Below are 25,993 nucleotides of genomic sequence, written 5' to 3' on the forward strand. Positions count from 1 at the left end.
ATGACGACTCTTACAGGCAAAACCGCGCTGGTCACCGGTTCTACCAGCGGCATCGGCCTGGGCATCGCGCTCAGCCTGGCCAAGGCTGGCGCGAACGTGGTGCTCAATGGTTTCGGCGACGCCTCCAAGGTGATTGCCGAAGTCCAGCAGTTCGGCGGCAAGGTCGGTCATCATCCGGCCGACGTCAGCGACCCGGCGCAGATTGCCGACATGGTCGCTTATGCCGACCGTGAGTTCGGTGGCATCGACATTCTGGTCAACAACGCGGGCATCCAGCATGTGGCGCCGGTAGAAGAGTTTCCGGTGGAACGCTGGGATTCGATTATCGCGATCAACCTGTCGTCGGTGTTTCACAGCACCCGCCTGTGCCTGCCGCGCATGCGGGCCAAGAATTGGGGGCGGATAATCAACATCGCCTCAGTGCATGGCCAGGTCGGGTCGACGGGCAAGGCTGCCTACGTCGCCGCCAAGCATGGAGTGATCGGCTTGACCAAAGTGGTCGGCCTGGAAACCGCGACGACCCACGTCACCTGTAACGCGATTTGCCCGGGATGGGTGCTGACGCCGTTGGTGCAGAAGCAGATTGATGACCGCGCCGCGACCGGAATTGATCCGCAGCAGGCGCAGCATGATTTACTGGCCGAGAAGCAGCCGTCGCTGGAGTTCGTGACGCCGCCGCAACTGGGTGAACTGGTGCTGTTTTTGTGCAGCGAAGCCGGCAGCCAGGTACGTGGCGCGGCGTGGAATATTGATGGCGGGTGGTTGGCGCAGTAACCCACCCTGATCGTTCCCACGCTCTGCGTGGGAATGCAGCCCGGGACGCTCTGCGTCCCAAGTGCCGAACGCGGAGCGTCCGTTGAGGCATTCCCACGCGGAGCGTGGGAACGAGAGAAGAAGAGGCAAATCATGTCCGACATCCTCTGGCAACCCAGCGCCGAGCGAATCGCCAAGACGCGCATGGACGCCTTTCGGCGTTCCATCAGTCAGCGACACCACATCCATATCGATGACTACCCCGCCCTGCACCAATGGTCCATTGATCATCGCGAAGATTTCTGGCAAGCCATCGTCGATTACTTCGACATCGATTTTCACGACCAGCCGGATGCGGTGTTGGTCGAGGGCACGCAAATGCCCAGCGCCCAGTGGTTCCCCGGCGCCACTCTGAATTTTGCCGAACACCTGCTGCGCCGTCGCGACGATGCCATCGCGGTGATTGCCATTGGCGAGAATGGCCAGCGCGAACACCTGACGTGGGCGGAACTGGCCGAGCACGTTGCCGGGTTCCAACACAGCCTGATCGCTGCGGGTGTCGGCCTCGGTGATCGCGTAGCGGCGTGCATGCCCAACACCTGGCAAACGCTGGTGGCCATGCTCGGCACTACTAGCCTGGGGGCGATCTGGTCCTGTTCGTCGCCGGATTTTGGCACCCAGGGCGTGATCGACCGTTTCGGCCAGATCGAACCGAAAGTACTGGTCACCTGCGCCGGTTACCACTATGCCGGCAAGGACATCGACCAGACCGGCAAAATCAACGAAATTCTTGAACGCCTGCCGTCGTTGCAGCAGTTGATCGTGGTGCCTTACGCAAAACCACAAACGCACATCGTGGACTTCCACACCCCGGCCAATGTCACGCTCTGGGAGGATTTCTACGACGTCGGCGGTGAACCGGATTTCGTCCCCGTACCCTTCGCTCATCCGCTGTACATCCTCTATTCCAGCGGCACCACTGGCGTGCCGAAATGCATCGTCCACAGCACCGGTGGCGTACTGCTGCAACACGTCAAGGAACACGGCTTGCATTGTGATCTGGGCGCCGGCGACCGTCTGTTCTACTACACCACTTGCGGCTGGATGATGTGGAACTGGCTGGTCTCGGCGCTGGCGGTGGGTAGCGCCGTTGTCCTGTACGACGGCTCACCCTTCCATCCGGACCCGCAACGCTTGATCGACCTGATCGACGACGAGTGCATCAGCGTCTTCGGCACCAGCCCCAAGTACCTGGCAACCCTGGAAAGCAACGGCGTCAAACCGCGCGAAAGTCACGCGCTGTGCAGCCTGAAAACCCTGCTCTGCACCGGCTCCGCGCTGTCACCGCAGAGTTACGATTACGTCTATCGCGACTTCAAGACTGACCTGTGCCTGGCCTCGATGTCCGGAGGTACCGACATCGTTTCGTGCTTCGTGAACAGCAATCCGTTTCAACCGGTATGCCGTGGCGAGATTCAGGGCAAAAGCCTGGGCATGGCGGTCGAAGTCTGGAACGACGACGGCAAGCCTGTGATTGGCGAAAAAGGTGAATTGGTGTGCACCCGGCACTTTCCGGTGATGCCCATCGGTTTCTGGAATGACCCGCAGCAGGAGAAGCTTCACACCTCGTATTTCAGCCAGTTCCCGGGTGTCTGGGCCCAAGGCGATTACGCCGAACAACTGCCGCACGGCGCGATGATGATCCATGGCCGTTCGGATGCGGTGCTTAACCCTGGCGGCGTGCGCATCGGTACGGCGGAGATTTACCGTCAGGTGGAAAAAGTCCCGCAAGTGCTGGACAGCGTGGCCATTGGTCAACAATGGCAGGGAGACGTGCGGGTGGTGCTGTTTGTGCGATTGCGCGACGGTGTCGAACTCGATGAAGCCTTGCAGCAGCAGATCTGCCAGATGATCCGCGCCAACACCACGCCGCGGCATGTGCCAGCGAAGATCGTCGCGGTCACCGATATTCCACGAACCATCAGCGGCAAGGTCGTCGAGTTGGCGGTACGCAATGTGGTGCATGGGCAAAAGGTCAAAAACACCGATGCACTGGCCAATCCCGAGGCGCTGGAACAGTTCCGAAACCGCCCCGAACTGCAGGATTGAAAATGTTTCCCTGTGGGTCAGCGTCATTACAGTTGGCCCGCGGGGCTGACAGCGCATCGATTTCCATGGCAAAAAGCGCCCGCAAAGCATTCAATGCAAAAATAATGACCCCAAACGGGCCATCCAGCGTCTACCCCTCTACGAGAAAAGTAGACGCCGCCACACCGGCTTAAACGCAGGACGACTTGATGAACGCATTCCCCATCGGCAGCGATGCCCAGGCCTTGATTGCCAGGCTGGACTGGACACGCACCCCATTGGGCGCGGCCGGCACCTGGCCACAGAGCCTGCGCACCGCCGTGGATATCGTGATCCACTCACCGATGCCAATGCTGTTGCTGTGGGGTCCGCAACTGACACAGATTTACAACGATGGCTTCGCCCTCCTCGCCGGCAGCAAGCATCCACACGCTTTCGGACAGCCGACGCATCAAATCTGGCCAGATCTCCAGGACTTTACCGACCCGATTTACAGCGCTGTCCTACAGGGCCAGGTACGCACCTACAGCGAACAGCGCTTTACCTTGCAGCGTGACGGTGCGGATTCCGACTTCTGGCTGGATTTGACCTACAGCCCGATCCGCGATGAAAGCGCCGAGGTCGCCGGAATCCTGGTCACCGCCATTGAAACCAACGAACGCCGCCGCATCGCCCTGGAACTGGAGCAGCGCTCGGCCGCGAGCCTCAAGGCCCAGCGCGAAACCGAGCAACGCCTGCAACTGGCCTTGGCGGCCACCGACGCGGTCGGCACCTGGGACTGGGACATCGGTGAAGACCGTTTCCTCGCCGATGCCCATTTCGCCCAACTGCACGGCGTCAACCCGGAACTGGCCGGGCAGTTACCCATCAGCGAGTACTTGCACGGCGTGCACCCCGAAGACCGGGCGATGATCGCGCGCAGCATCAAGCACTGCATCACCCATGGCACCGAGTACGCCGAGGAGTATCGCCTGCTGCAACCCGACGGCCAGTTGCGCTGGGTGTTTGCCCGGGGTCGTTGCTATAAGGATCACCATGGCCGGCCGATGCGTTTTCTCGGGGCGGCGCTGGACCTTACCGAGCGCAAACACACCGAACAGGCGCTGCGCCAAAGCCAGACCGAGCTGCAACTGATCATCAATGCCATGCCGATCCTGATCAGCTACGTCGACAGTGAAGAGCGTTTTCGCCTGAACAATTCCGCCTACCTGGACTGGTACGGCCTGACGCCCCAAGAGCTCTTTGGCAAAACCATTCGTGAAGTGCTGGGTGACGAGGCCTATGCGTTGCGCGCCGAATACATCGGCGAAGCCCTGAAGGGCAAGCCCTGCAGTTTCAGTATCAGCACGCCACACCGTGACGGCAGCCTGCGCCAGGCGCTGATGAATTACCTGCCGCGCCACGGTGCGGACGGCGCGGTGAATGGTTTCTACATTTTTGTAATCGACGAAACCGAGCGCAAGCAGACCGAGGAAGCCTTGCGCAACCTCAACGAAACCCTGGAAGAGCGCGTCGCCGCCCGCACACAGCAGTTGGCCGAAGCCAACCAGCGTCTGCAGAACGAGATGGTCGAACGCGAGCGTGCCGAGGACGCCTTGCGTCATGCACAGAAAATGGAGGCCGTCGGCCAACTCACCGGCGGTATCGCCCATGACTTCAACAACATGCTCACCGGGATCATCGGCAGTCTCGACCTGATGCAGCGCTACATCTCCGACGGGCGTACTGCCGAGATTGGCCGTTTTACCGAAGCCGCCGTGTCCTCGGCCAACCGCGCCGCCGCGCTGACCCATCGCCTGCTGGCGTTCTCCCGTCGCCAGTCACTGGATCGCAAGCCGCTCAATGCCAACGAGCTGGTGCGTTCGCTGGAGGATTTGCTCAGCCGGACCAAGGGCGACCACATCGAGCTCAAACTGCAACTGGCCGATGAAGTCTGGTCGATCAGCACCGACGTCAGCCAACTGGAAAATGCCCTGCTCAACCTGGTGATCAACGCCCGCGATGCGATGCCCGGTGGCGGCGAACTGCTGATCGAAACGGCGAATGTTTACCTCGACGGCAGCGACATCACCACGGTGGAACCGGTCAAGGCCGGGGACTACGTGATGATCGCCGTCAGCGACAACGGCACCGGCATGACGCCGTCGGTATTGGCCAAGGCGTTCGACCCGTTCTTCACCACCAAGCCCATCGGCCAGGGCACCGGCCTGGGGTTGTCGATGATTTACGGCTTCGCCCAGCAATCGGGCGGGCATGTCAGCCTGTTCAGCTTGCCGGGCCAGGGCACCAGCGTGCGCCTGTATTTGCCACGCCTGCACGCCATGGAACCGCAGGACGTGCTGACGCCGGTGACGGGCGAGGCACCCGCAGCGATTGCCGGGGAAACCGTGGTGTTGGTGGAAGATGATCCGGCGGTGCGCATGCTGGTGCTCGACCTGCTCAAAGAGCTGGGTTACCACGCTTACGAAGCCGAAGATGCGACAACGGCCCTGCCCTTGCTGGAGTCTGATTTGCGGGTCGACCTGCTGGTGACCGATGTCGGGCTGCCGGGCATGAACGGGCGGCAACTGGCAGAAATCGCCCGCCAGCATCGCCCGGGACTGAAAGTGCTGTTCATGACCGGTTACGCGGAAACAGCCGCCGAACGCCAGGGGTTCCTCGAAGAAGGCATGGACATGGTCGCCAAGCCTTTTTCCATTGATCTGCTGGCCAACAAGATTCGCACGATGATCGGCCAACCGGACTGAGTTAAGGCATAATCGCGCCCCCCCGCTGGTATCAACATAGCCACCACCGTTGCAAGGTATGCCCATGAAAGCTCAAGCCCGCCATATTCTGGTGAAAACCTCGGAAGAAGCCGAGCAGCTCAAACAACGCATCGCCAAGGGCGAAGCCTTCGATGTGCTGGCCAAAAAGTACTCCACCTGCCCGTCCGGCAAGCGCGGCGGCGACCTGGGTGAAGTTCGGCCGGGGCAGATGGTCGGGGTCATTGATGCGGTGATTTTCAAGAAACCGCTGCGGGTGGTGCATGGGCCAATCAAGAGCAAGTTCGGGTATCACCTGGTGCAGGTGTTTTACCGGGATTGATCGGTTGGCTGTTGGGCCCCATCGCGGGCAAGCCCGCTCCCACAGGTTTTGTGAACACCGAAGATCCACTGTCGGAGCGAGCCTGCTCGCGAACCGATGGCGCAGCCAGTGGCCATCCACCGCTATCTTGGGATCAACGCTCCCGGCACCTGAATCACCCGGCTCGCCAGTCGATGCCCCGCCTCCGCCGCCTCCGCCGGGCTCCCGCCCTTGAGTCGGCTGGCCAGATACGCCGCACTGAACGAATCCCCCGCCGCCGTGGTGTCTACAACGCGCTCGACCTTCTGCGCCGGCACCTCGAACATCTCGCCGTCGCAACGAATCAAACAAGCCTCGGCGCCACGCTTGAGCACCACTTCCGGCGTACCGATCTGCTCGTAAGCCTCGAACACCGCCTCGCCGCTGGAGAAATGAAACAGCGCCTGCTCGTCCTCAAGGGTCAGCAACGCCAGGTCCACATACGGCAAAACACTGCGATACGCCGCGCGAGCTTCTTCGACTGAAGTCCACAGCCGTGGCCGATAATTGTTGTCGAAGACGATCCGCGCATCTCGTTGACGGGCTTCAATCAACGTTTCCAGCAACTTTTCCCGACCTTGCACACCGAGCACCGCCAGGGTAATGCCGCTGAAATACAGCACGTCGTAATCCGGCAGTGCCGCCAGGATCGGCGCGGCCGCTGGCGTGGTGAAGCAATCGCGCACGGCGGCTTCGTTGCGCCAGTAGAGGAAACGGCGCTCACCGGCGGCATCGGTCTGGATGCAATACAAACCGGGCAAGCGACCGGGCAAACGCTGGACCATGCCCAAGCCGATGTCTTCGCTGGCCCAGTGCTGGCACATCGCATCGCTGAAACTGTCGTCGCCCAGGGCCGTGACGTAGTCGACGATACCGCGCTCGCCCAGTTCACGGGCCAGGTAGACGGCGGTGTTCAGGGTATCGCCGCCGAAGCTTTGTTGGAGGCTGCCGTCGGCGCGATGTTGCAGCTCGATCATGCATTCGCCGATCAGGGCGATGCGTGGGGCATCTGGCCCCAGGGTGTTGATGGTGTGCATTGTGTGGGGTCTCTGGTGTTTCTTTGTTGTCTGGGCGGGCCTCATCGCGAGCAAGCTCCGCTCCTACAGGGATCGTCTAACCCCTGTAGGAGCCGGGCTTGCCCGCGATTGCCGCACCTCGGTATCAAGCCTTAGAAACAGGTTTCCATGGTTTCGATGACATTCAGCTGTTCATCCACCAGACACCCGGTACGCCACTTGTCGAACGTCAGGCACGGGTGCGAGGTGCCGAACGAAATGATGTCGCCCACCCGCAATTCAACCCCCGGCGCGACGGTCATGAACGCGTGTTGATCCATCACCGCTGTCACCTTGCAGGCGCTGACGTCATCGCCGTTGGCCGGGATCACCCCGGCCTTGTAACGCAGCAGCGGCACCGGCAAACCGGCGTCATAGGCCACATCGCGCTTGCCCAGGGCAATCACCGCAAAACCCGGCTCCGGCATCGACTGCACGTGCGCCCAGACTTCCAGTGCCGGGCGCAGGCCTTCGTGCAGGTCGCTGCGACGGTCGAGCACGCAGCACTGCGCTTCTTTGTAGATGCCATGATCGTGCGCCACGTAGCTGCCGGGACGCAGCACGCTGAGGAAACGGCCCGCGGCGTTCTGCGCTTCGAAAGACTCAGCGATCAAGTCGTACCAGGCCGAGCCCGACGCGGTGATGATCGGCTTGTCGATGGCAAACGCGCCGCTGTCCTGCAACTGCACCGCCAAACGCACCAGAGAGGCGGCGAAATCACGAATGCCGGTGACCGCATGATCACCATGGATCACGCCTTCGTAGCCTTCGATACCGGTCAGTGCCAACGCCGGTTGTGCGTTGATCGCTTTGGCCAGTGCGAGAACTTCGTCTTCCGTGCGGCAACCGCAACGACCACCCACCACGCCGTATTCGATCATCACGTTCAGGCGCACACCGCGCGAGGCGAAGAACGCCCCGAGGTCGGCGACGTTGTCCGGGTGATCGACCATGCAATGGAAATCAAAGGTCGGGTCTGCCAGCAGATCGGCGATCAGCGCCATGTTCGGCGTGCCCACCAACTGGTTGGCCATCAGCACCCGACGCACACCGTGGGCGTAAGCCGCGCGAGTTTGCGTAGCGCTCGCCAGGGTGATGCCCCAGGCACCGGCGTCCAGTTGGCGGCGAAACAGTGCCGGGGTCATGCTGGTTTTGCCGTGAGGCGCGAGTTCGGCACCGCTGTTGCTGACAAACGTCTGCATCCACCGAATGTTGTGCTCCAGCGCTTCGCGGTGCAGCACCAGCGCCGGCAGGCTGACGTCGCGTACCAGATTGGCGCCGGCCTGGGCAAAGCCCTTTTCCACGGCGGCAGTATTTTGGGCAGTAGACATGGTCGAACTCCTCACATTCGCGGCCGCAGGCAGCCGCTGTTATTCGTTGATACGCCGGGCCAGGCTGTTGGCGCTGTCGATCAGCACCTGGCGATAAGCGTCGTAATTGTTCTTGGCATCGTCCCGTGGAGCGACGATGCACAAGGTCGCGATGGCAACGCCGGTCGGGTCTTTGACCGGAGCGGCGAAGCAGTGGGTAAAGGTGTCGGCGACACTATCGAAAGAGAAGAAGCCCTCGATACCGGCCTGACGGATCTCCTGGAGAAACTGCTCCAGCGCCAGACGCTCGCCGTTGGGCAGGATGAAGTCGTCGTGGTCGATCAAGTCGACGATTTCCTGGTCACTCAAGTGCGTCAGCAGAAGGCGCCCGGACGCCGTCCACGGAATCGGCGCGTTCTCGCCGATGTCCGAAGAAATGCGGAAATGCCGCTCGCCTTCCTTCATCAGTGCCACCGTGTATTTGCGCCCGTTGAGCAGGCACATCTGGGCGGTTTCATGGGTCTGGCTGACGATCTCCTGCAAGGCATGATCAGCCTCGCGGGTCAGGTCGAAATGACGCAAATGCGCCTGCCCCAGGAAGTACAGCTGACGGCCGAGGTAAACGTGACCGTCCTTGCCCACGGCCTCCAGAACCCGACGTTCCAGCAGCGAGGCCACCAGTTCGTAGACCGTGGATTTCGGACTGCCGATGCCGCTGGCGATTTCGTTCGGGCGCAGGGGTTTGCCGATTTCCTTGAGGAAGTCGAGGATATCGAACGCCCGGTCCAGCCCACGTGCCCGGCGCTTGATGGTGTCTTCGGTCATGTCAGTGGTTCCCATTCAAATTCGCCGGGGAGTTTACCCAGAGTCCCGCGGTGACCGTTAGGCCGCCATCGCTGGCAAGCCAGCTCCCACAGGGATTGTGTGAACACTGGAGATCCAATGTGGGAGCGTGGCTTGCCCGCGATGAAGTCACCTCGGTTCAGGCCTTTTTCTTGTACGCGATGCAGTCGATCTCAACCTTGCAGTCGACCATCATGTTCGCCTGCACACACGCGCGCGCCGGGGCGTGCTCGGGGCTGAAGTACTCGGAAAACACTTTGTTGAAGCTCCAGAAATCCCGTGGGTCTTCCAGCCATACGCCCGTGCGCACCACGTCTTCCAGGCCATAACCGGCCTCTTCGAGAATCGCGATCAGGTTTTTCATGGTCTGGTGAGTCTGCTCGACAATGCCACCCACAATGATTTCGCCATCCAGCGCCGGCACCTGGCCAGACACATGCAGCCAGCCATCGGCTTCAACGGCGCGTGCAAAAGGACGGGGCTGGCCGCCACCGGCGGTGCTGCCGGTGCCGTAACGAGTAATGCTCATGAGTGTTTCTCCTGATTGAGAAGTGAAAATGCTTCTGAAAAAAATCAGAAGCGCGTGTTCTTGAGAAATTCCGCCAGTCGCGGTGATTGCGGACGTTCGAACAGCTCCTTGGGTGGCCCCTGCTCTTCAATGCGCCCCTGATTCATGAAAACGATCTTGTCCGAAACTTCGAACGCAAAACGCATTTCGTGGGTGACCAGCAACATGGTCATGCCTTCGTCGGCCAGGCCCTTGATCACGTTCAGCACCTCGCCTACCAGCTCAGGGTCGAGCGCCGAGGTGACTTCATCAAACAGCATCAGGCTCGGGTTCATCGCAATCGCCCGGGCAATCGCCACGCGCTGTTGCTGACCGCCGGACAACTGACCGGGATAGTGATCACGGCGCTCCAGCAAACCGACGCGCTCCAGCCATTTTTCCGCCAGCGCGACCGCTTCGTCCTTGTGGAGCTTCTTGACCTTGAGCAAACCCAGCGTGACGTTTTGCAACGCGGTGAGGTGCGGGAACAGGTTGAACTGCTGGAACGCCATGCCGGTCATCGCACGATGACGGGCGATGACTTTTTCCGGGTGGCGCACACGCTTGCCGTTGACCTCGTCATAGCCGATGGACTCGCCATCGAGCATGATCTGCCCGCCCTGAAACTCTTCGAGCATGTTCACGCAACGCAACAGTGTGGTTTTGCCCGAGCCGCTGGAGCCGATCAGTGTGACGACGTTGCCGCGCTGCATGCTCAGGTCTACGCCCTTGAGCACTTCGAGCTTGCCGTACTGTTTGTGCAGCCCGCGAATGTCCAGCAGGGCCTGACCGTTTTGCATGTTGGAAGTTTGAGTCATGGCAAGGCCACCCGCTTTTCAATGTGCCGGCCGAGTAATTCGATGCCGTAGTTGATGACGAAAAACAGAAATCCGGCGAACAGGTAAAACTCCAGGGTCATGAAGGTCCGGGCGATGATCTGCTGCGTGCTGAGCAGCAACTCGGCCACACCGATCACCGACAACAGGGTCGACGCCTTGACGATCTCGGTCGATGAGTTGACCCAGGTCGGCAGGATTTGCCGCAGCGCCTGAGGCAACAGCACATACCCGAGGGCCTGATAAAACGTCAGGCCGATGGCTTTGCTCGCTTCCATCTGCCCGCTGGGTAATGCTTGCAACGCACCGCGCACGATTTCGGCGACGTGGGAGCCGCAAAACAGCGTCAGACCCAAGGCACCGGCCTGAAACGCGCTGATCTGCCAACCCAGTGCCGGCGCCATGTAGAAGCAGGCCAGCACCAACACAAATACCGGCGTCCCGCGAATCAGGTCGACATAAAAACGAAACGGCGCGCGCATCCAGAACTTGCCGTAGGTCAGCACCAGGCCGGCGACAATGCCGACCATCGTACCCAGCAAAATGGCCAGTGCCGACACCTGCACGCTGGTCAAAAAGCCTTGCCACAACACTTCGCGGGCCACCCATAACTCATGCAACCAACTGGGGGATTCGTACATGGGGCCTCCTATCGGCGGATCGCCAGACGCTGTTCGAGGTAACGCAGCATCATGGCAATGAGGTAGCAGGCCGCAACATAGAGCGCCGTGGTCACCAGCCAGGTTTCAATCACCCGGTAGCTCTCGACATTGATCTTGCGCGCGTAATAGGTCAGCTCCGGCACCGCAATCGCAGCGGCCAGCGAAGTGTCCTTGAACAGCGAAATGAAGTTGTTCGACAAGGCTGGCAGCACATTGCGCAACATCACCGGAACGGTGACGTACGCCTTGACCTGCCACTCGCCCAGGCCAATGGCCAACCCGGCTTCGCGCTGCCCCTTGGGAATGCTCAACAAGCCGCCCCGGAACACTTCGGTCAGATACGCCCCGGCATACAGCGACAGCGTGATGATGAACGACGGGATCTTGTCCAGGCGAATGCCCAGGCTCGGCAAGGCAAAGTAGATCAACAGAATCAATACCAGAATCGGTGTATTGCGGATCACCGTCACATACACCGACGCCAGCACCCGCAATGCGCGGTGCTTCGAAAGCAAAGCAAACGCCATCATCAGGCCGATCACACAGCCGATGGCGATCGACACCAGTGCCAGTTCGAGGCCCAGACCGAGCCCCGCCAGCAAGGTGTCGAAATCGCGCCACACGGCGGCAAAATTCAACTGATAGTTCATGGTCAGCAGTACCTTGAGCGGGGCGCGTTACAGGCGCCCCGCTCTCACGGGATCATTTGAATTCGACAGGGAAACCGATGGCCGGCGACGGCAGCTCGACACCGAACCACTGTTTGAACGACGCCGCGTAGGTCGGGAACTCCACGCCGGTCATGGCTTCATGCAAGGTGGTGTTGACGAAGTTCAGCCAGTCCTGATCGCCACGTTTGACTGCGCAGGCGTAGGTTTGCGGGCTCCAGGCGTAAGTCGGGCTGCGATAGCGGCCAGGGTTCTGCACCATCAGGTATTTGACCGACGACTGATCGGTGGCGGCGGCATCGGCACGGCCGGAGTTCACGGCCTGGTACATCAAATCCACACTGTCGTACTGATCGACCTTGGCCTTGGGCAGTGCCTGGTGCACCAACTCCTCGGCGTACACGTTCTGCAACACCGCCACGGTCACGCTGTCGCCAGCGGCCTTGAGGTCTTCGATTTCCTTGTACTTGCTGTTCGCCGGCAACAGCAGGCCGACGCCTTCACGGTAATACGGCAGGGTGAATGCCACCTGTTGCGCACGACTGGCGGTCACGGTGATGAACTGGCAACTGATGTCGACCTTGTCGGTGAGCAGATTGGGAATCCGCGCATCGGACGACTGCACCACGAACTCGACCTTGGTCGGGTCGTTGAACAACCCCTTGGCAATCATCCGCCCGATATCGATATCGAACCCCTGCAACTTGCCATCCGCTCCCTGGAAGTGCCACGGCGCATTGGTGCTGCCCGTGCCCACAATCAATTTCCCGCGGGCCAGCACGCTATCGAGCTTGCTGTCTGCTGCCTGGGCCATGCCCATGACAGAGGCAGACGCGGCGAAAAGGAAAACACACGCTTTAAACAAGGAAGGTCGGCGATGCATGGCAAGCACTCCAGGGTGATGTTTATTCCGCTATACCGGACACGAGTATGTAACAGCGGAATAGACAGCAGAAAGTGTGCCACAGGTTGTGGAGGGAATGTTGGGGAGATTGAAAAGTGTTTTGAATCAAATGGATGTGCGAAAGCACGGCAAGAGTGTTACGGAACGCACGATCAAGGGAGCGCTACCGTTGGCCACAGTTGGCGGGTATCTGGTTCACATCTGGGATGTCGGTGAGCCAAGACGGTGCTGACTAATAATGCATTCTTTCTTGGAGGAATCGAGAAGGGCAAAGTATTGCGTGCCCTACACTCCACATTTTCTTCCACGATCAATCAGGGCATCTGGCATCTACGAGTACAGCGTCTCCGTCGGCGCACATTCCTTTCGGAATAAGCCTTCAGACAGCTCCCGTCAGCGATCGCCTGCATTTTTGTAAACATCGCCCCGTTCTCGTTTCCCCACGGCGATGACAGTCACTATCAACACCTCGTCCTTCACTCGATAAACCATCCTGTATCCAGCACCACGTAGCTTGATCTTGTAAGCATTTCCAAGCCCGCTTAGCCGGTCTGCGGGAACATGCGGATTAAGCAGTCGCTCCTGAAGCTTCCTTTTGAATTGCTCCCTTAGGTTGCCCCCCAGCTTTTGCCATTCTTTCCACGCTTTTTCAGAGAATTCCAGCTCATAGGTCATCAATTGAAACCTTTATGGTGGGATCGTTCTCTCGTTCTTTGCAAAGAGCGATTAACTCCAAATCTTCCAAACGACTCATCATCGCTTCGTACTCCTTGGCGGGAACGCAATAGAAAGCCGGCTCATTACGGTTGAGGATCGCAACAGATAAACCACCACCGGCAGCAACCGTACCCATCGGGTTTTTTTTCAGCTCGGAGATGCTCGCCACGACTTGCGAAAGCACGATATGTGTCATGAATTTGTTCCTATGAGTGCTTTTAGAGACGCTAAAAATAGCACTCTAAAGCGCATCTGAGTTCCATCCTTTTGAGAGAAATTTCACGCCCCCAAGGCAAGGGTGTCTCATTACAGATCCTGAACAGTGCTTGTTCTCGATTGCACAAAAAGTATCACGTCATACGCATCTGGATTTCTGAGATCTCCGTCGGGAGAATCGTGTAATACCGTGCGCAACTTCCGAGACAACGTAAGAAGTTTCCCACCTGTAATTTCTGACAGTAGACGCACCTCATTCCCCTCCTTTACCGTCGACAAACCCTCGATGGTCGTTGTGAAAAGGAGATTTCAATGAGCTCGACAAACCACCTGACCTCGCTGGCCCCGGTGTATCGCAAGGCACTGAAAACCTGGCGTCCTGTGATCCTGTATTTCGGCAACGAACACTGCCCGGCCTGCGAATGGGCGGAACCGATCTTTCGCCAGGTTGCCGAGCGCTATCGCCATCACGCGAATATCTACGTGTTGAACACCAGCGAATCACCTCGGCATCCGAACGTTACGGGTACGCCGACGGTGCTGTTTTTCAAGGACGGGAGATTGAGGAAGAAACTCAAGGGCATTGGCTCTCAGGAGACCCTGGAGCAGGATTTCGCCCACCACGTCGGCAGGCTCAGGCCGCGATATGTGCGCCAGGCGCCGAGTCACGATCTAGCATGGTTGCGCCAGACGTTGCGCAGATTGTGTACCGTGCCTCGGGCCTTTGAGCGGTTGAATCGTCGAGCCGGGTGTTAAGGCTTGGCAATAGTGGTGTTTGACAGGACGCTATCGCGTGCAAGCTTGCTCGCGAAATTGTCGTGCTCAGGAATGTTTGACCTGCTCGATGTACCTCACCACCGCCGCCGATTTCTCGAAGCGACGATAAATCAGCGACAGCCAGGACGTCGCTTCACAGCCGCTGATCTTGCGATACAGGACGCCGGGCAAACCGACGTGGCCGACCACCGATTCCGGCACGACTGCCACGCCCTGCCCCAACGACACCAAGGCAATCACGGCCACCAACCCGCCCGGTTGCGCCCCCAGGGTCGGCGAAAAGCCGCCTTGGGCGGCCACTTGCAAGGTGCCGCTGATTTGTTCCGGCAGGATGAACGTCTCGTTTTGCAAATGTTGCGGGCCGATGTCCGGCAAACGGCACAGCCAGGACTCGGCCGAGACCGCGAGCACAAAACCTTCTGCGTCGAGGCGGATCTCGTCCAGTCCTTCCGGCAGCGTCATCGGCGAACGGACGTAGCCCATGTCAAATCGACCATCGAGCACCATGGCCGGCAACGTGGCCATGGAGCTTTCCCGCACATTCAGACTCACGTCGGGGCATTCGCGGCTGAAGGCTTGCACCTGTTTTTGCAGCACGCCGCCGAACACCGCCGAGGCCACGTAACCCAGTTCGATATGACCAATGTCGCCACGCCCAGCCCGCTGTGCGTTGCGCTGTGCACATTCGAATTGGCGCACGGTGGCTTCGGCCTCGATCACCAGCGCCGCGCCCGCCTCGGTCAGCTTCACGTCACGCTGCTGGCGCAAGAACAACCGAGCCCCCAGTTCGCTTTCCATGTCCTGGATCTGTCGGCTCAAGGTCGGCGGCGCGATGCCCAAATGTTCGGCGGCGCGGGTGAAATTGCGCTGCCGGGCAACGGCCAGAAAATAGCGAAAATGGCGAATTTCCATTAGTGCGTTAGCCCAAAGGTAATGAATTGACGGTCCATGCCTAACAAAGCAAGCCCCTGCTGGCGATAAGCTGCATGGCCCCTCACAGTAAAGAGCTCCGGTCATGCCCGTCAAACCCAAGGTCAGCCCGCGACTGACGTTACTCACAGCCTCAGGTGTCTGCTCGCTGATCGTGCTGGACACCAACATCGTCGCGGTCACGTTGCCGACCATCGCACGGGACCTCGGCGCAAACTTTGCCGACATCGAATGGGTCGTCAGCGCCTACATGCTGGCGTTCGCCGCCCTGCTACTGCCCGCGGGCAGCATTGCCGACCGCTTTGGCCGGCAGAAAACCCTGCTCTGGGGCCTGGGCATTTTCATTCTTGCGTCCCTCGGGTGCGGTGCGGCGCCCAACGCGTTGTTCCTCGATATTGCGCGGGCGATCAAGGGGGTCGGCGCGGCACTGTTGTTGACCTCGGCACTGGCCTCCATTGGCCACACCTTTCACGATGAAGTCGAGCGGGCCAAAGCCTGGGCGTTCTGGGGGGCGTGCATGGGGGTGGCGATGACCGCGGCGCCGACGGTCGGCGGGCTGATCACCGAATACATCGGCTGGCGCTGGATTTTTTACCTCAACCTGCCCATTGGCGTGTTCTTGATGGTCATGGTCTGGCGCACCGTACCGGAATCCAGAGACGCCCAATCCGCACGCCTCGATCCCTGGGGCAGCCTGGCATTCAGTGCAAGTTTGTTGTGCCTGATCTGGGGGTTGATCGAGGCTAACCGGATTGGCTGGAACAACCCGACCACTTACGTCCGGCTCATCGGCGGCGCGTTATTGTTGGGGCTGTTCGTGGTGATTGAGCGGATGCAACAGCGGCCGATGGTCGACCTGCAATTGTTCAAGCATCCGCGTTTTATCGGCGCACTGCTCGGCATGTTTGCCTACGCCGGTTGCGCTCAAGTGATGATGACCTTGCTGCCGTTTTACCTGCAAAACGGCTTGGGCTTTTCGGCGATTGCGTCGGGGCTGGGGATGCTGCCGTTTGCGTTGACCATGCTGATCTGCCCACGCATCGGCGCGCGACTGGCCGGCCGTTTTTCGCCTGCCACCTTGATGGCGGCCGGGTTGACGCTCGTCGGCAGCGGCAACTTGCTCAGTGCCTGGGCGGTCAGCAGCGGCGGCTACCTGCCCTTTGCCCTGGCGATTGCCGTGACCGGCGCGGGTGCCGGGCTGCTCAATGGCGACACGCAAAAGAACATCATGGCGTGCGTACCCCGCGAGCGCACCGGCATGGCGTCGGGCATGAGCACCACCATGCGTTTCAGCGCCATCGTGCTGGCCATCGGTGTCTACGGCGCGCTGCTCTCCAGTCATACCGAACTGTTGTTGCGCGACAGCCTTTCCACTCAAGGCGTGGTGTGGCTCAGCCAGGCACAAGGCATTGCTTCGCGGGTAGTTGCCGGTGACATGGCGGCGGCCATGAACCTGCTACCGCAAACTGCACGCTCAGTGGTCGAGCCATTGGCGCGTCAGGCCTTTGTCGGCGGCTTCAGTCTGTTGCTCTGCGTCGCCGGGCTGGTGGCGTTGCTGTGTGCCTTGGTGGTGGGCACGCTGATGCGCAATCCGATTCCGGTGCAAAAAAACTTCTCCCTGAGCCTGGAATAAACCCGTACGGGGTTCGTCGTACTGCCACTGAAATTGATCAGTAGCCACTACGAGAGCCCCATCATGAAATGCCTTCTGTCCGCGCTGTGTCTGATTGCCCTGAGCGGCACTGCCGCCGCTGCTTCTGCCGACAACGCCAGCCCCTCGAACGTCGAGGACTACAGCTATTCGAAATCGCTGAACATTGCCAGGGTCATCAACATCACCAACGGCGATTATTGCGGCATCGGCCCACGGGAGATGACCTATGTCGACACCACGGGCGCCACTCATGTCCTGCGCTACCAGGCTTACGGTGATTCATGCATCGATCAGAACTGATGCTTGAGCGACGCCAGCACCCTCTCGGCATTCGCATCACAGGCTATCCCTTCGGGTCGCACTTCGATGCTTTCGATCACCCCCAGCAACTTCGCCTTGCTCTGGGCCAGGTGAAGTTGCATTTCTTCGATCTGCTCGACTTTTCGCACAAGCCCCGCCACCAGTTCATCGCGCTTGAACTCGCCCGTTACGGTGTCAGGTAATAACTGCTTCAGCTCTTCGAGGCTGAACCCCGCCTGTTGGGCACACTGAATAATCATCAGTGTTTGCAGGGCCTGCTCTGAGTATCGCCGGTAGCCATTGGCCGAGCGCGCCACCTGACTGATCAACCCTTGAGCTTCGTAAAACCGGATTCGCGAAGCGTTCAAGCCGCTTAACTGCGCCAATTCACCAATTTTCATCACGGCCTCATTTGCCTGCTTGACATTAAAGTTAACTTTAAGCTTAGCCTCTACGCTTCACTGATGAGGAGTCAAGCATGTCGCCCTTCCAAGCGTTAAATCTACCCAACGGCCAGACCGTCGGTAATCGTATCGCCAAAGCCGCGATGGAAGAAAACCTCGCCGATACCGGCCAAGGGCCGTCACGCGCCTTGTTTCAGCTGTATCAGGCCTGGGCCGAGGGCGAAGCCGGCCTGTTGCTGACTGGCAATGTCATGATCGATCGCCGCGCCATGACCGGCCCCGGTGGCGTGGTGCTGGAAGACGAACGGCATATCGAACAGTTCCGTCAGTGGGCAACCATTGGCCGGGCCGGTGGTGCGCATTTCTGGGTGCAATTGAACCATCCCGGCCGCCAGACCATGGCCAACCTCGGCCAACAAGCCTTGGCGCCGTCGGCGGTGGCGCTGGACCTGGGGGGCTTTTCGAAGATGTTTGCCGAGCCCAAACCCATGTCCGAGGCCAATATAAGCGAGGTGATCACCCGCTTCGCCACCAGCGCAGCTCTCGCCGAAAAGGCCGGGTTCACTGGCGTGCAGATCCATGCGGCGCACGGTTACCTGCTCAGCCAGTTCCTCTCGCCGCTGACCAATCAGCGGACCGACCGTTGGGGCGGATCACTGGAAAATCGCGCGCGTTTGCTGCTGGACGTGGTCCGCGCCGTTCGCGAGGCGGTATCGCCGCAGTTTTGTGTGGCAGTGAAACTCAATTCCGCCGACTTCCAGCGTGGCGGTTTTGATGCCGACGATGCCCGTCAGGTGATCCGGTGGCTCAATGAGCAACGCATCGACCTGCTGGAACTCTCCGGCGGCAGCTACGAAGCCCCCGCGATGCAAGGTGAAGCCCGCGACGGCCGGACCTTGGCGCGCGAAGCCTACTTTCTGGAAATGGCCGGTGAACTGGCCAGTGTGGCGAACATGCCGGTGATGGTAACCGGTGGCATCCGGCGTCTGGCTATCGTGGAGCAGGTGCTCGACAGCGGCATCGCCATGGCCGGCATTGGCACGGCGATGGCCGTCGAACCGCAATTGGTCAAACAGTGGCGCCAAGGTCAGAACAGTCACCCGCAGTTGCCGCCGATCCGCTGGAAACGCAAACCATTGGCCGCGCTGGCGAACATGGCGGTGGTGAAGTTTCAGCTCAAGCGACTCAGCCGCGGGCGTAAGCCTCAGCCGCAGGTATCGGCGCTGTGGGCATTGATTCTTGACCAGTTGTACATCAGCCGACGGACTCGCCAGTATCGTCAGGCGATGAGTAAGTAACCTGAGCTAGACACGATGATGGCATATTAGTATCGTCTCTCTGCCCGCCCGGGACGATACTTTGCACTCCCAATATCGCAATCCGGAAGACGAGGCGCATCATTTGCCATGGAAGCCGAGTGTTCACAATGCTAACTGTAATAAACGTAGGTCAAGGCGACGCCTTTATTCTGAATCCAGGACAAGGTTGTGATTTAAGCGATCCACCGCTTCTAATAGACACAGGTCCCGCCAAGGCGAATATTGAAAACATACTGAGCCCAGGTATTTATCGGTTACTAATCACCCACTCACACGAAGATCATATCGGTGGGGTTCCGCGACTATTAAAGTCAAAAAAAATAGAAATTTCCCACACTTATATCCCCTACTATCTTCCTGAAATAACAAAAATATACGGCTATCTAAAAAAACACACCACTGAAAAACTTAAACAGCCGAACTGGAAGTTGATCAGCACCTTGCACCCGCAGTTGGTCGCACAGGGAGATACTTTGTGCACCCACGCAACCATATTGAACCCCCCTCGCCACCCCGAAAAAATTTTCGACGACTTCCCAACCTCCGAAACGTCCATCGAACAAGCGCTGACTATACTTTCGGAATATGGAATAGAGCTTCCGAGAGAAGAAATAATTAACTATGTCTCACCACTGGTTTTGCAACGCCACATCGAAAGCCAATTGGAGTATGGGTTCTTTGCGCGAAAATTCGTGCATTTATTTTTCATCACACTCAGTGAGTCACTCGCCGGCGCCTCAAAAAACAATATAGATTACTACGTCTCCCGGCACGTAAAGTTGAATTCCAACCGAGCCAGCATTGTATTCAAACACCAGCACGACAGCGGCGACTGGTTATTTACAGGTGATGCAGACAACTCGGTATTTGAACGACTGATCGAAGAAAAAACCGACATATCTGCGAAGTTTCTAAAAGTCCCACATCATGGCAGCAGAGAAAATATTTCCAACAACGCGATGCTCGCCATTAAACCTGATCATGCAATTATCAGCCATAACAACCGAAAATTCGGCACTTCGAATGACCCACACCCACACAACGAAGTAATCGATTTGCTCGATCGACACCGAGTTAATTGCTACTACACTAACGAAGTAGTAAAAAAATCCGTAACCATCAAAACCCAAGCTACCGGTTCCATTTTGGATGGGCTGATTAACTTTATTTAGATCTGCGAGTCCCCACACCACTGATCGCCCATCAGTGGTGCCGCCCCGAACATTTACCCTCAGAAAACAATGGGGGATTCCGGGATATCGATATGCAAATAAGTGGCACACAAGTCACTTGCCAACCGTTTAGCCCGGTTTAGTCGAATCGGTCCTCTTTCGATATCCACCAGCAAAATGGGACAATCCAGAGCAGGCAGAACTGACCACTCTTTCAATCGCCCATCGGTCAGCAGCAACACCCGTTGCTGTTCCGCCGGGAAGCGTTTTTTCCGCGCCGCCAACCAGCGCCCTGCCTCTTCCAGCGCCGCCAACACTGGCGTGCCGCCGCTTGCACCCAGCCCATCAAGCCAGGTACGCAAACCGCTGGAGGCTTTCAAGCCTTGCACCTGCCATTTCGGCACATTGCCGCTGGCCGTCAGCAACGCCAGTCGCGCACGTTGGCGATAGGCATCGTCGAACAATTGCGCCAGCAAACCCTTGGCATCGCTTAATGCTTGATGACGCCGCGTCGAGGCCGACGCATCGACGATCACCAGCCACAATTCATGGGCGCTTCGCGTGCGCAGATGGAACAGTACATCGCTGCATTGACGTGGCCGGCCGTTGAGCAAGGTTCCGGGCCAATTGATCGAGCCGCTGCGTGCAGCGTGACGCTTGCCTTGCTTGCCGTTGTCCAGCCGTCCTGCGCGGGGTCTGGCATTCGCCCCCGCATCAGATCGAGGGCGAATGCCTAAGGCTTTTTTGGCCAGCTCGGCACTTCACGGCGGGCGCCGACCGGCAACGCCTGGGCCGGCATGTCTCCCCATTGGCCCTGGCCTTCGCTCGGGTTGGAAGGTTGCGCAGACGGTGACTGACTGGATTGCGGTGCCGGCGGTGTTTGCTCGCAGCGACGATGACGCAAGGCGAAGTCGGCGACGGCGTCGATATCGTCCTCGGTGATCGCGTTCGCCCCTTGCCATGCGGCATGGGCGCGGGCGGCGCGCAGCCAGACCAGGTCGGCGCGCAAGCCATCGACCCCGGCGGCAAAGCAGCGCTCCGTAATCAGTGCGAGCGCTTGATCGTCGAGGGGGATGCTCGCCAACAGACTACGGGCCTTCTCGCAGCGTTCGCGCAGCGCCTGCTGTTGATGTTCCCACTGCGCGCAGAACTGTTGCGGATCGCTGTCGAAATCCAGTCGTCGACGGATGATCTGACCACGCTCGGTCGGTGCGGTATGGCCGCTGAGCGCAACGTTCAGGCCAAAGCGATCGAGCAGTTGTGGACGCAGCTCGCCCTCTTCCGGGTTCATGGTGCCGATCAGTACGAATTTCGCCGAATGCCGATGGGAAATGCCGTCGCGTTCGATCAGGTTGGTGCCGCTGGCGGCGACGTCAAGCAACAGGTCCACGAGGTGATCGGGCAGCAGATTGACCTCATCGACATAGAGCACGCCGCCGTCAGCCTTGGCCAGTACACCAGGGGAAAATTGCGCACGGCCATCGCTCAGCGCCGCATCCAGGTCGAGGGTGCCGACCAGTCGTTCCTCGGTTGCACCCAGCGGCAGCGTGACGAATTGACCGCTGGCGAGCAGATCTGCCAGACCACGGGCCAAGGTCGATTTGGCCATGCCGCGAGGGCCTTCGATGAGTACGCCACCGATTTTCGGGTCGATCGCGGTCAGGTACAGGGCGAGCTTCAAGTCGTCGGCGCCGACCACGGCGGATAACGGGAAATGCGGGGTGTCGGTCATGTCGGGTCTCGTTTGTGGTCGGTGATGTGATCGTTCCCACGCTCCGCGTGGGAATGCAGCATGGGACGCTCTGCGTCCCCAGAGCCGAACGCGGAGCGTCCGTTGAGGCATTCCCACGCAGAGCGTGGGAACGATCATGCCCTCATGAATCTTCTTCTATATCCAACAACAAATTCTCCAGCGCCTCGCGATACTCGCCCGGTTCCTTCCACATCCCACGCTGCTGCGCTTCCAGCATCCGTTCGGTCATGTCTCGCAACGCATGCGGGTTGTGCTCGCGAACGAAATCGCGAGTCGCCGGATCGAGCAAATAAGCGTCGGCCAGTAACGCGTACTGGTGATCGTCAATCAGTTGCGTAGTGGCGTCGAACGCAAACAGGTTGTCGACCGTCGCCGCCAGTTCAAACGCGCCTTTGTAGCCGTGACGCTTGACCCCGTCGATCCACTTTGGATTGGCCGCCCGGGAACGAATCACCCGGTTCAGCTCTTCCTTCAAGGTGCGGATTTTCGGCAAGTCCGGTTGACTGTGATCGCCGTGGTAACTGGCCGCGGCTTCACCGCTGAGGCTTTCTACGGCGGCGAGCATGCCGCCCTGGAACTGGTAATAATCGTTGGAATCGAGCAAGTCGTGCTCGCGATTGTCCTGGTTTTGCAGCACCGCTTGCACCTGGCTCAGGCGTTGGGCGAATTGTTCGCGAGCGGCGGTACCTTCGTCGGAGCCGCCATAAGCATAGCCGCCCCAGTTCAGGTATACCTCGGCCAGATCTTCGCGGCTTTGCCACAGACGCCCGTCGATGGCGCCCTGCACGCCGGCACCATACGCACCCGGTTTGGCCCCGAAAATTCGCCAACCGGCCTGACGATTCGCAGCGTCTTCATCCAGCCCCGATTGCATCAACGCTTCACGTTCGGCACGCACTTTGGCCGCCAACGGGTTCAGGTCGTCGGGCTCATCCAGCGCGGCGACCGCTTGCACCGCGGCGTCGAACAAGCGGATCAGGTTGGCAAAGGCATCGCGGAAAAAACCGGAGACGCGCAAGGTAACGTCCACACGCGGGCGGTCGAGCAAGCTCAGCGGCAGAATCTCGAAATCGTCGACCCGCTGACTGCCGGTCGCCCAGACCGGACGCACGCCCATCAGCGCCATGGCTTGGGCAATGTCGTCGCCGCCAGTGCGCATGGTCGCGGTGCCCCACACGGACAAACCGAGTTGGCGCAGATGATCGCCGTGGTCTTGCAGATGTCGTTCAAGGATCAGGTTGGCCGACTGGAAACCGATGCGCCACGCGGTGGTGGTCGGCAGGTTGCGCACGTCCACCGAATAGAAGTTGCGCCCGGTAGGCAGCACGTCCAGACGGCCGCGGCTGGGTGCGCCGCTGGGGCCGGCGGGAACGAAGCGGCCCTTCAGGGCGTCGAGCAGACCGCGCATTTCGGCTGGGCCGCAGGCGTCAAGGCGTGGTGCGACGACTTCGCGCAGGCTGTCGAGGATGGCTTGCACTTCTGCCCAGCGCGGAACCTGTGGGAGCGAGCTTGCTCGCGATAGCGGTGGGTCAATCGACATCAATGTTGAATGTTCAACCGCATCGCGAGCAAGCTCGCTCCCACAGAGTCCGCGCTCGGTGCTCAATGTTTGCGAGATGAGTTGTGCGGCGAACAATTCCAGTCGTTCACGGGTATCGCCCGCCGTACGCCAGAGTTCATCGTTCATCAGTTGCAGTTCAATTGGACGAGGCCCGGTCCACGGCTCGGCCAACGCACAATCCAGAGGATCGAATCCCAGCTCGAACGCCTTCGCCAACGCTCGCAGCAAACTGGATTGCGCACCACGACCATCGCCACGGGGAATCCGCAGCAAGGCCAGCAAGGTGTCGATGCGCAAGCGCCCGGTCGGTGACTCGCCAAAGATGTGCAGGCCATCGCGAATCTGCGATTCCTTCAAATCGCACAGATAGGTGTCCAGACGCGGCAACCAGATCGCCGCGTCGGCATCGCTGTCGAGTTTTTCGTCCAGTTGCAGTTCACGGTCAATGTGGGTGTCGCGCACCAGTTGCAGGATGTCGCGCTGCAATTCCCGAGCACGACGCGGATCGAGCAGTTGCGCTTCGTAATACTCGTCGGCCAGTAATTCGAGATTGCGCAATGGCCCGTAAGTTTCAGCGCGGGTCAGCGGCGGCATCAGGTGATCGATGATCACCGCTTGAGTGCGGCGCTTGGCCTGCGCGCCCTCGCCCGGGTCATTGACGATAAACGGATAAATGTTCGGCAGCGGCCCGAGCAATGCGTCCGGCCAGCAGTTTTCCGAGAGTCCGACACCTTTGCCCGGCAACCATTCGAGGTTGCCGTGCTTGCCGACGTGAATCACGCCGTGGGCGCCGTAGGTGTTGCGCAGCCAGAAGTAGAACGCCAGATAACCGTGCGGCGGCACCAGGTCCGGGTCGTGATACACCGCGCTCGGGTCCACCTGATAACCACGCGCCGGCTGAACGCCGACGAAGGTCAGGCCGAAGCGCAGGCCGGCGATCATCATTCGTCCGCCACGGCACATCGGATCGCTTTCGGGCGTGCCCCAGCGTTCCAGCACGGCTTGGCGGTTGGCCTCGGGCAAGGCGTCGAACATCTGCCGGTATTCGTCCAGCGCGAGGCTTTGATGACAGGGACGCTGATCCAGGGTATCGAGGTCGTTGCTGACCCCGCCGAGTAATTGCTGGATCAACGCCGTTCCGCTGTCCGGTAACTCGGCCGACAGCGGATAACCCTCGACCTGCAGCGCACGCAAGATATTCAACGCGGCGGCCGGGGTATCGAGGCCGACGCCATTGCCGATGCGGCCGTCGCGAGTCGGGTAGTTGGCGAGGATCAACGCGATACGTTTTTCGCTGTTCGCCAGCCGCGCCAGATCGATCCAGCGCCGCGCCAGTTCGGCGACGAAATCCATGCGTTCGGGTTGAGGACGATAGCAAACGACGTCCGACTGACTGCGCTCGCTGCGCCACGCCAAGTCCTTGAAGCTGATCGGGCGACTGATGATGCGGCCGTCCAGTTCCGGCAATGCGATGTGCATCGCCAGGTCACGCGGACCGAGGCCCTGCTCACTGGCGCGCCATCCTGGCTCGTTGTCCTGAGCGCAAATCGCCTGAATCACCGGGATGTTGCGGCGAAACGGGCGCAGGTGCGGCGCTTCGGGGCTGGATTGGGCGAAACCGGTGGTGTTCAAAATCMCCCCCGCCTCGACTTCATCCAGCCAATCCTCGACCACCGTCAGGCAGCCGGGCTCTTTCAAACTGGCCACGGCAATCGGCAAGGGATTTAACCCCGCCGCCTGCAAACGCTGGCAGAAAACATCGATAAAACCGGTATTGGCCGCCTGCAAATGCGAGCGGTAAAACAACACCGCCGCCACCGGTTGATCGGCGTGCCAATCGGCTTGCCAGTCTTTCAGGGCTGCGGGGCTTTTTTTCGGATGGTAAATCGCCGTGCGCGGCAGGGTTTGTGGCTCGGCCCAGGCGTAATCGCGGCCAAGCCATTGAGTGGCCAGGCAGCGGAAAAAATCCAGGGCATTGCCCATGCCGCCCTGACGCAAAAACTGCCAGAGCCGGTCGCGATCGCCGGCCGCCACGGTGCTCAGGTCGCTGAGTTCCGGGTCCGGGCGATCATCACCCGGCACCAGAATCAGTTGCACGCCCCGCTGGGAAAGCTCCACCAGCCGCTCGATGCCGTAACGCCAATAGGCGATGCCGCCGTGCAGCGAAATCAGAATCACCTTGGCGTGCCGCAGCACTTCGTCGACATACAGGTCGACCGAGGCATGGTTTTGCACCTGCATCGGGTTGGCCAGGCGCACGCTGGGATAATCATCGGGCAATTGCTGCGCGGCTTCTGCGAGCAGCGCCAGGCTGGAATCGCCGCTGCACAGGATCACCAGCTCGGCGGGGGTTTGTCCAAGGTCGGCGATGTTGTCGTCCGACACGAAACCGCCGGGCTGGGTCCTGAGCAGGTGCATG

General features: G+C 59.8%; 24 protein-coding genes. 9 read left to right on the plus strand and 15 right to left on the minus strand.

The annotated features are described in order from the left end of the window. From hbdH to BMS17_RS01235, 4 genes are all read left to right on the plus strand, one after another. A complete protein-coding gene (gene hbdH, locus BMS17_RS01220; RefSeq protein WP_077430237.1) occupies positions 1-774 on the plus strand; it encodes a 3-hydroxybutyrate dehydrogenase in 774 nt (257 codons plus the stop codon). Between the two features lie 132 nt (positions 775-906). Further along, positions 907-2,862, plus strand: coding sequence for an acetoacetate--CoA ligase (locus BMS17_RS01225; RefSeq protein ID WP_077430238.1), 1,956 nt, complete (start codon positions 907-909; stop codon positions 2,860-2,862). A 188-nt stretch (positions 2,863-3,050) separates the two neighbouring features. Continuing rightward, a complete protein-coding gene (locus BMS17_RS01230) occupies positions 3,051-5,588 on the plus strand; it encodes a PAS domain S-box protein (RefSeq protein ID WP_077430239.1) in 2,538 nt (845 codons plus the stop codon). A gap of 64 nt (positions 5,589-5,652) precedes the next feature. Continuing rightward, positions 5,653-5,928: a peptidylprolyl isomerase gene (locus tag BMS17_RS01235; RefSeq protein ID WP_007898282.1), complete on the plus strand. Its 276-nt coding sequence runs from the start codon at positions 5,653-5,655 to the stop codon at positions 5,926-5,928. Positions 5,929-6,050: 122 nt separating this feature from the next. Here BMS17_RS01235 and BMS17_RS01240 read toward each other — a convergent pair whose 3' ends face one another. The 10 genes from BMS17_RS01240 to BMS17_RS01285 all read right to left on the minus strand — a co-directional run bounded on the left by BMS17_RS01240 (position 6,051) and on the right by BMS17_RS01285 (position 13,684). Continuing rightward, positions 6,051-6,983, minus strand: coding sequence for a sugar kinase (locus BMS17_RS01240; RefSeq protein ID WP_077430240.1), 933 nt, complete (start codon positions 6,981-6,983; stop codon positions 6,051-6,053). A gap of 131 nt (positions 6,984-7,114) precedes the next feature. Continuing rightward, complete coding sequence (locus tag BMS17_RS01245) at positions 7,115-8,332, minus strand: amino acid deaminase (protein WP_046027433.1); 1,218 nt, start codon at positions 8,330-8,332, stop codon at positions 7,115-7,117. 39 nt (positions 8,333-8,371) lie between these two features. Then, entirely contained in the window at positions 8,372-9,136 is a 765-nt protein-coding gene (locus BMS17_RS01250; RefSeq protein WP_077430241.1) for an IclR family transcriptional regulator, read from the minus strand. Positions 9,137-9,293: 157 nt separating this feature from the next. Beyond that, a complete protein-coding gene (locus BMS17_RS01255; protein ID WP_046027435.1) occupies positions 9,294-9,683 on the minus strand; it encodes a RidA family protein in 390 nt (129 codons plus the stop codon). 44 nt (positions 9,684-9,727) lie between these two features. Continuing rightward, a complete protein-coding gene (locus BMS17_RS01260) occupies positions 9,728-10,519 on the minus strand; it encodes an amino acid ABC transporter ATP-binding protein (RefSeq protein WP_077430242.1) in 792 nt (263 codons plus the stop codon). Next, the gene (locus tag BMS17_RS01265; RefSeq protein WP_046027437.1) at positions 10,516-11,178 is read right to left on the minus strand and encodes an amino acid ABC transporter permease; all 663 of its coding nucleotides are present in this window, start codon (positions 11,176-11,178) and stop codon (positions 10,516-10,518) included. Before BMS17_RS01265 ends, BMS17_RS01260 begins: the two co-directional genes overlap by 4 nt. A gap of 8 nt (positions 11,179-11,186) precedes the next feature. After that, positions 11,187-11,849, minus strand: coding sequence for an amino acid ABC transporter permease (locus tag BMS17_RS01270; protein ID WP_008015908.1), 663 nt, complete (start codon positions 11,847-11,849; stop codon positions 11,187-11,189). 52 nt (positions 11,850-11,901) lie between these two features. Further along, positions 11,902-12,750 (minus strand): transporter substrate-binding domain-containing protein, encoded by an 849-nt coding sequence (locus BMS17_RS01275; RefSeq protein ID WP_077430243.1) that lies wholly within the window; start codon positions 12,748-12,750, stop codon positions 11,902-11,904. 414 nt (positions 12,751-13,164) lie between these two features. Then, positions 13,165-13,446, minus strand: coding sequence for a type II toxin-antitoxin system RelE/ParE family toxin (locus BMS17_RS01280; protein ID WP_077430244.1), 282 nt, complete (start codon positions 13,444-13,446; stop codon positions 13,165-13,167). Beyond that, complete coding sequence (locus BMS17_RS01285; protein ID WP_046027440.1) at positions 13,436-13,684, minus strand: type II toxin-antitoxin system Phd/YefM family antitoxin; 249 nt, start codon at positions 13,682-13,684, stop codon at positions 13,436-13,438. The genes BMS17_RS01280 and BMS17_RS01285 overlap by 11 nt, the downstream gene beginning before the upstream one ends. Before the next feature lie 332 nt (positions 13,685-14,016). Between BMS17_RS01285 and BMS17_RS01290 the strand changes: the two genes are divergently transcribed. Then, complete coding sequence (locus tag BMS17_RS01290) at positions 14,017-14,460, plus strand: thioredoxin family protein (RefSeq protein ID WP_046027441.1); 444 nt, start codon at positions 14,017-14,019, stop codon at positions 14,458-14,460. 66 nt (positions 14,461-14,526) lie between these two features. On the opposite strand, the gene BMS17_RS01295 is transcribed toward BMS17_RS01290, so the two are convergent. Continuing rightward, positions 14,527-15,393, minus strand: coding sequence for a LysR family transcriptional regulator (locus tag BMS17_RS01295; RefSeq protein WP_077430245.1), 867 nt, complete (start codon positions 15,391-15,393; stop codon positions 14,527-14,529). Between the two features lie 103 nt (positions 15,394-15,496). On the opposite strand from BMS17_RS01295, the gene BMS17_RS01300 reads away from it, so the two are divergent. Then, a complete protein-coding gene (locus tag BMS17_RS01300; RefSeq protein WP_077430246.1) occupies positions 15,497-17,044 on the plus strand; it encodes an MFS transporter in 1,548 nt (515 codons plus the stop codon). A 63-nt stretch (positions 17,045-17,107) separates the two neighbouring features. Continuing rightward, positions 17,108-17,365, plus strand: a complete 258-nt coding sequence (locus BMS17_RS01305) for a DUF2790 domain-containing protein (RefSeq protein WP_077430247.1) — start codon at positions 17,108-17,110, stop codon at positions 17,363-17,365. On the opposite strand, the gene BMS17_RS01310 is transcribed toward BMS17_RS01305, so the two are convergent. Then, positions 17,356-17,766: a MerR family transcriptional regulator gene (locus BMS17_RS01310; protein WP_046027445.1), complete on the minus strand. Its 411-nt coding sequence runs from the start codon at positions 17,764-17,766 to the stop codon at positions 17,356-17,358. The genes BMS17_RS01305 and BMS17_RS01310 overlap by 10 nt on opposite strands. Before the next feature lie 77 nt (positions 17,767-17,843). Here BMS17_RS01310 and BMS17_RS01315 point away from each other — a divergent pair, with 77 nt between their 5' ends. Both BMS17_RS01315 and BMS17_RS01320 read left to right on the plus strand, forming a co-directional pair. Next, positions 17,844-19,067, plus strand: a complete 1,224-nt coding sequence (locus tag BMS17_RS01315) for an NADH:flavin oxidoreductase/NADH oxidase family protein (RefSeq protein ID WP_077430248.1) — start codon at positions 17,844-17,846, stop codon at positions 19,065-19,067. Positions 19,068-19,195: 128 nt separating this feature from the next. Then, positions 19,196-20,260 carry a ComEC/Rec2 family competence protein gene (locus tag BMS17_RS01320; protein WP_256577237.1) on the plus strand — a complete coding sequence of 355 codons (1,065 nt, stop codon included), beginning with the start codon at positions 19,196-19,198 and terminating at the stop codon, positions 20,258-20,260. A gap of 59 nt (positions 20,261-20,319) precedes the next feature. Here the strand turns inward: BMS17_RS01320 and BMS17_RS01325 are convergent, their stop codons facing one another. From BMS17_RS01325 to cobN, 3 genes are all read right to left on the minus strand, one after another. Continuing rightward, a complete protein-coding gene (locus tag BMS17_RS01325; protein WP_256577238.1) occupies positions 20,320-21,012 on the minus strand; it encodes a VWA domain-containing protein in 693 nt (230 codons plus the stop codon). Next, the gene (locus tag BMS17_RS01330; RefSeq protein ID WP_077430251.1) at positions 20,994-21,992 is read right to left on the minus strand and encodes an ATP-binding protein; all 999 of its coding nucleotides are present in this window, start codon (positions 21,990-21,992) and stop codon (positions 20,994-20,996) included. The genes BMS17_RS01325 and BMS17_RS01330 overlap by 19 nt, the downstream gene beginning before the upstream one ends. 142 nt (positions 21,993-22,134) lie before the next feature. Beyond that, positions 22,135-25,992: a cobaltochelatase subunit CobN gene (cobN, locus tag BMS17_RS01335; RefSeq protein ID WP_077430252.1), complete on the minus strand. Its 3,858-nt coding sequence runs from the start codon at positions 25,990-25,992 to the stop codon at positions 22,135-22,137. Position 25,993 lies beyond the last annotated feature (1 nt).

The sequence above is a fragment of the Pseudomonas sp. C9 genome (assembly GCF_002000165.1).
Classification (GTDB): domain Bacteria; phylum Pseudomonadota; class Gammaproteobacteria; order Pseudomonadales; family Pseudomonadaceae; genus Aquipseudomonas.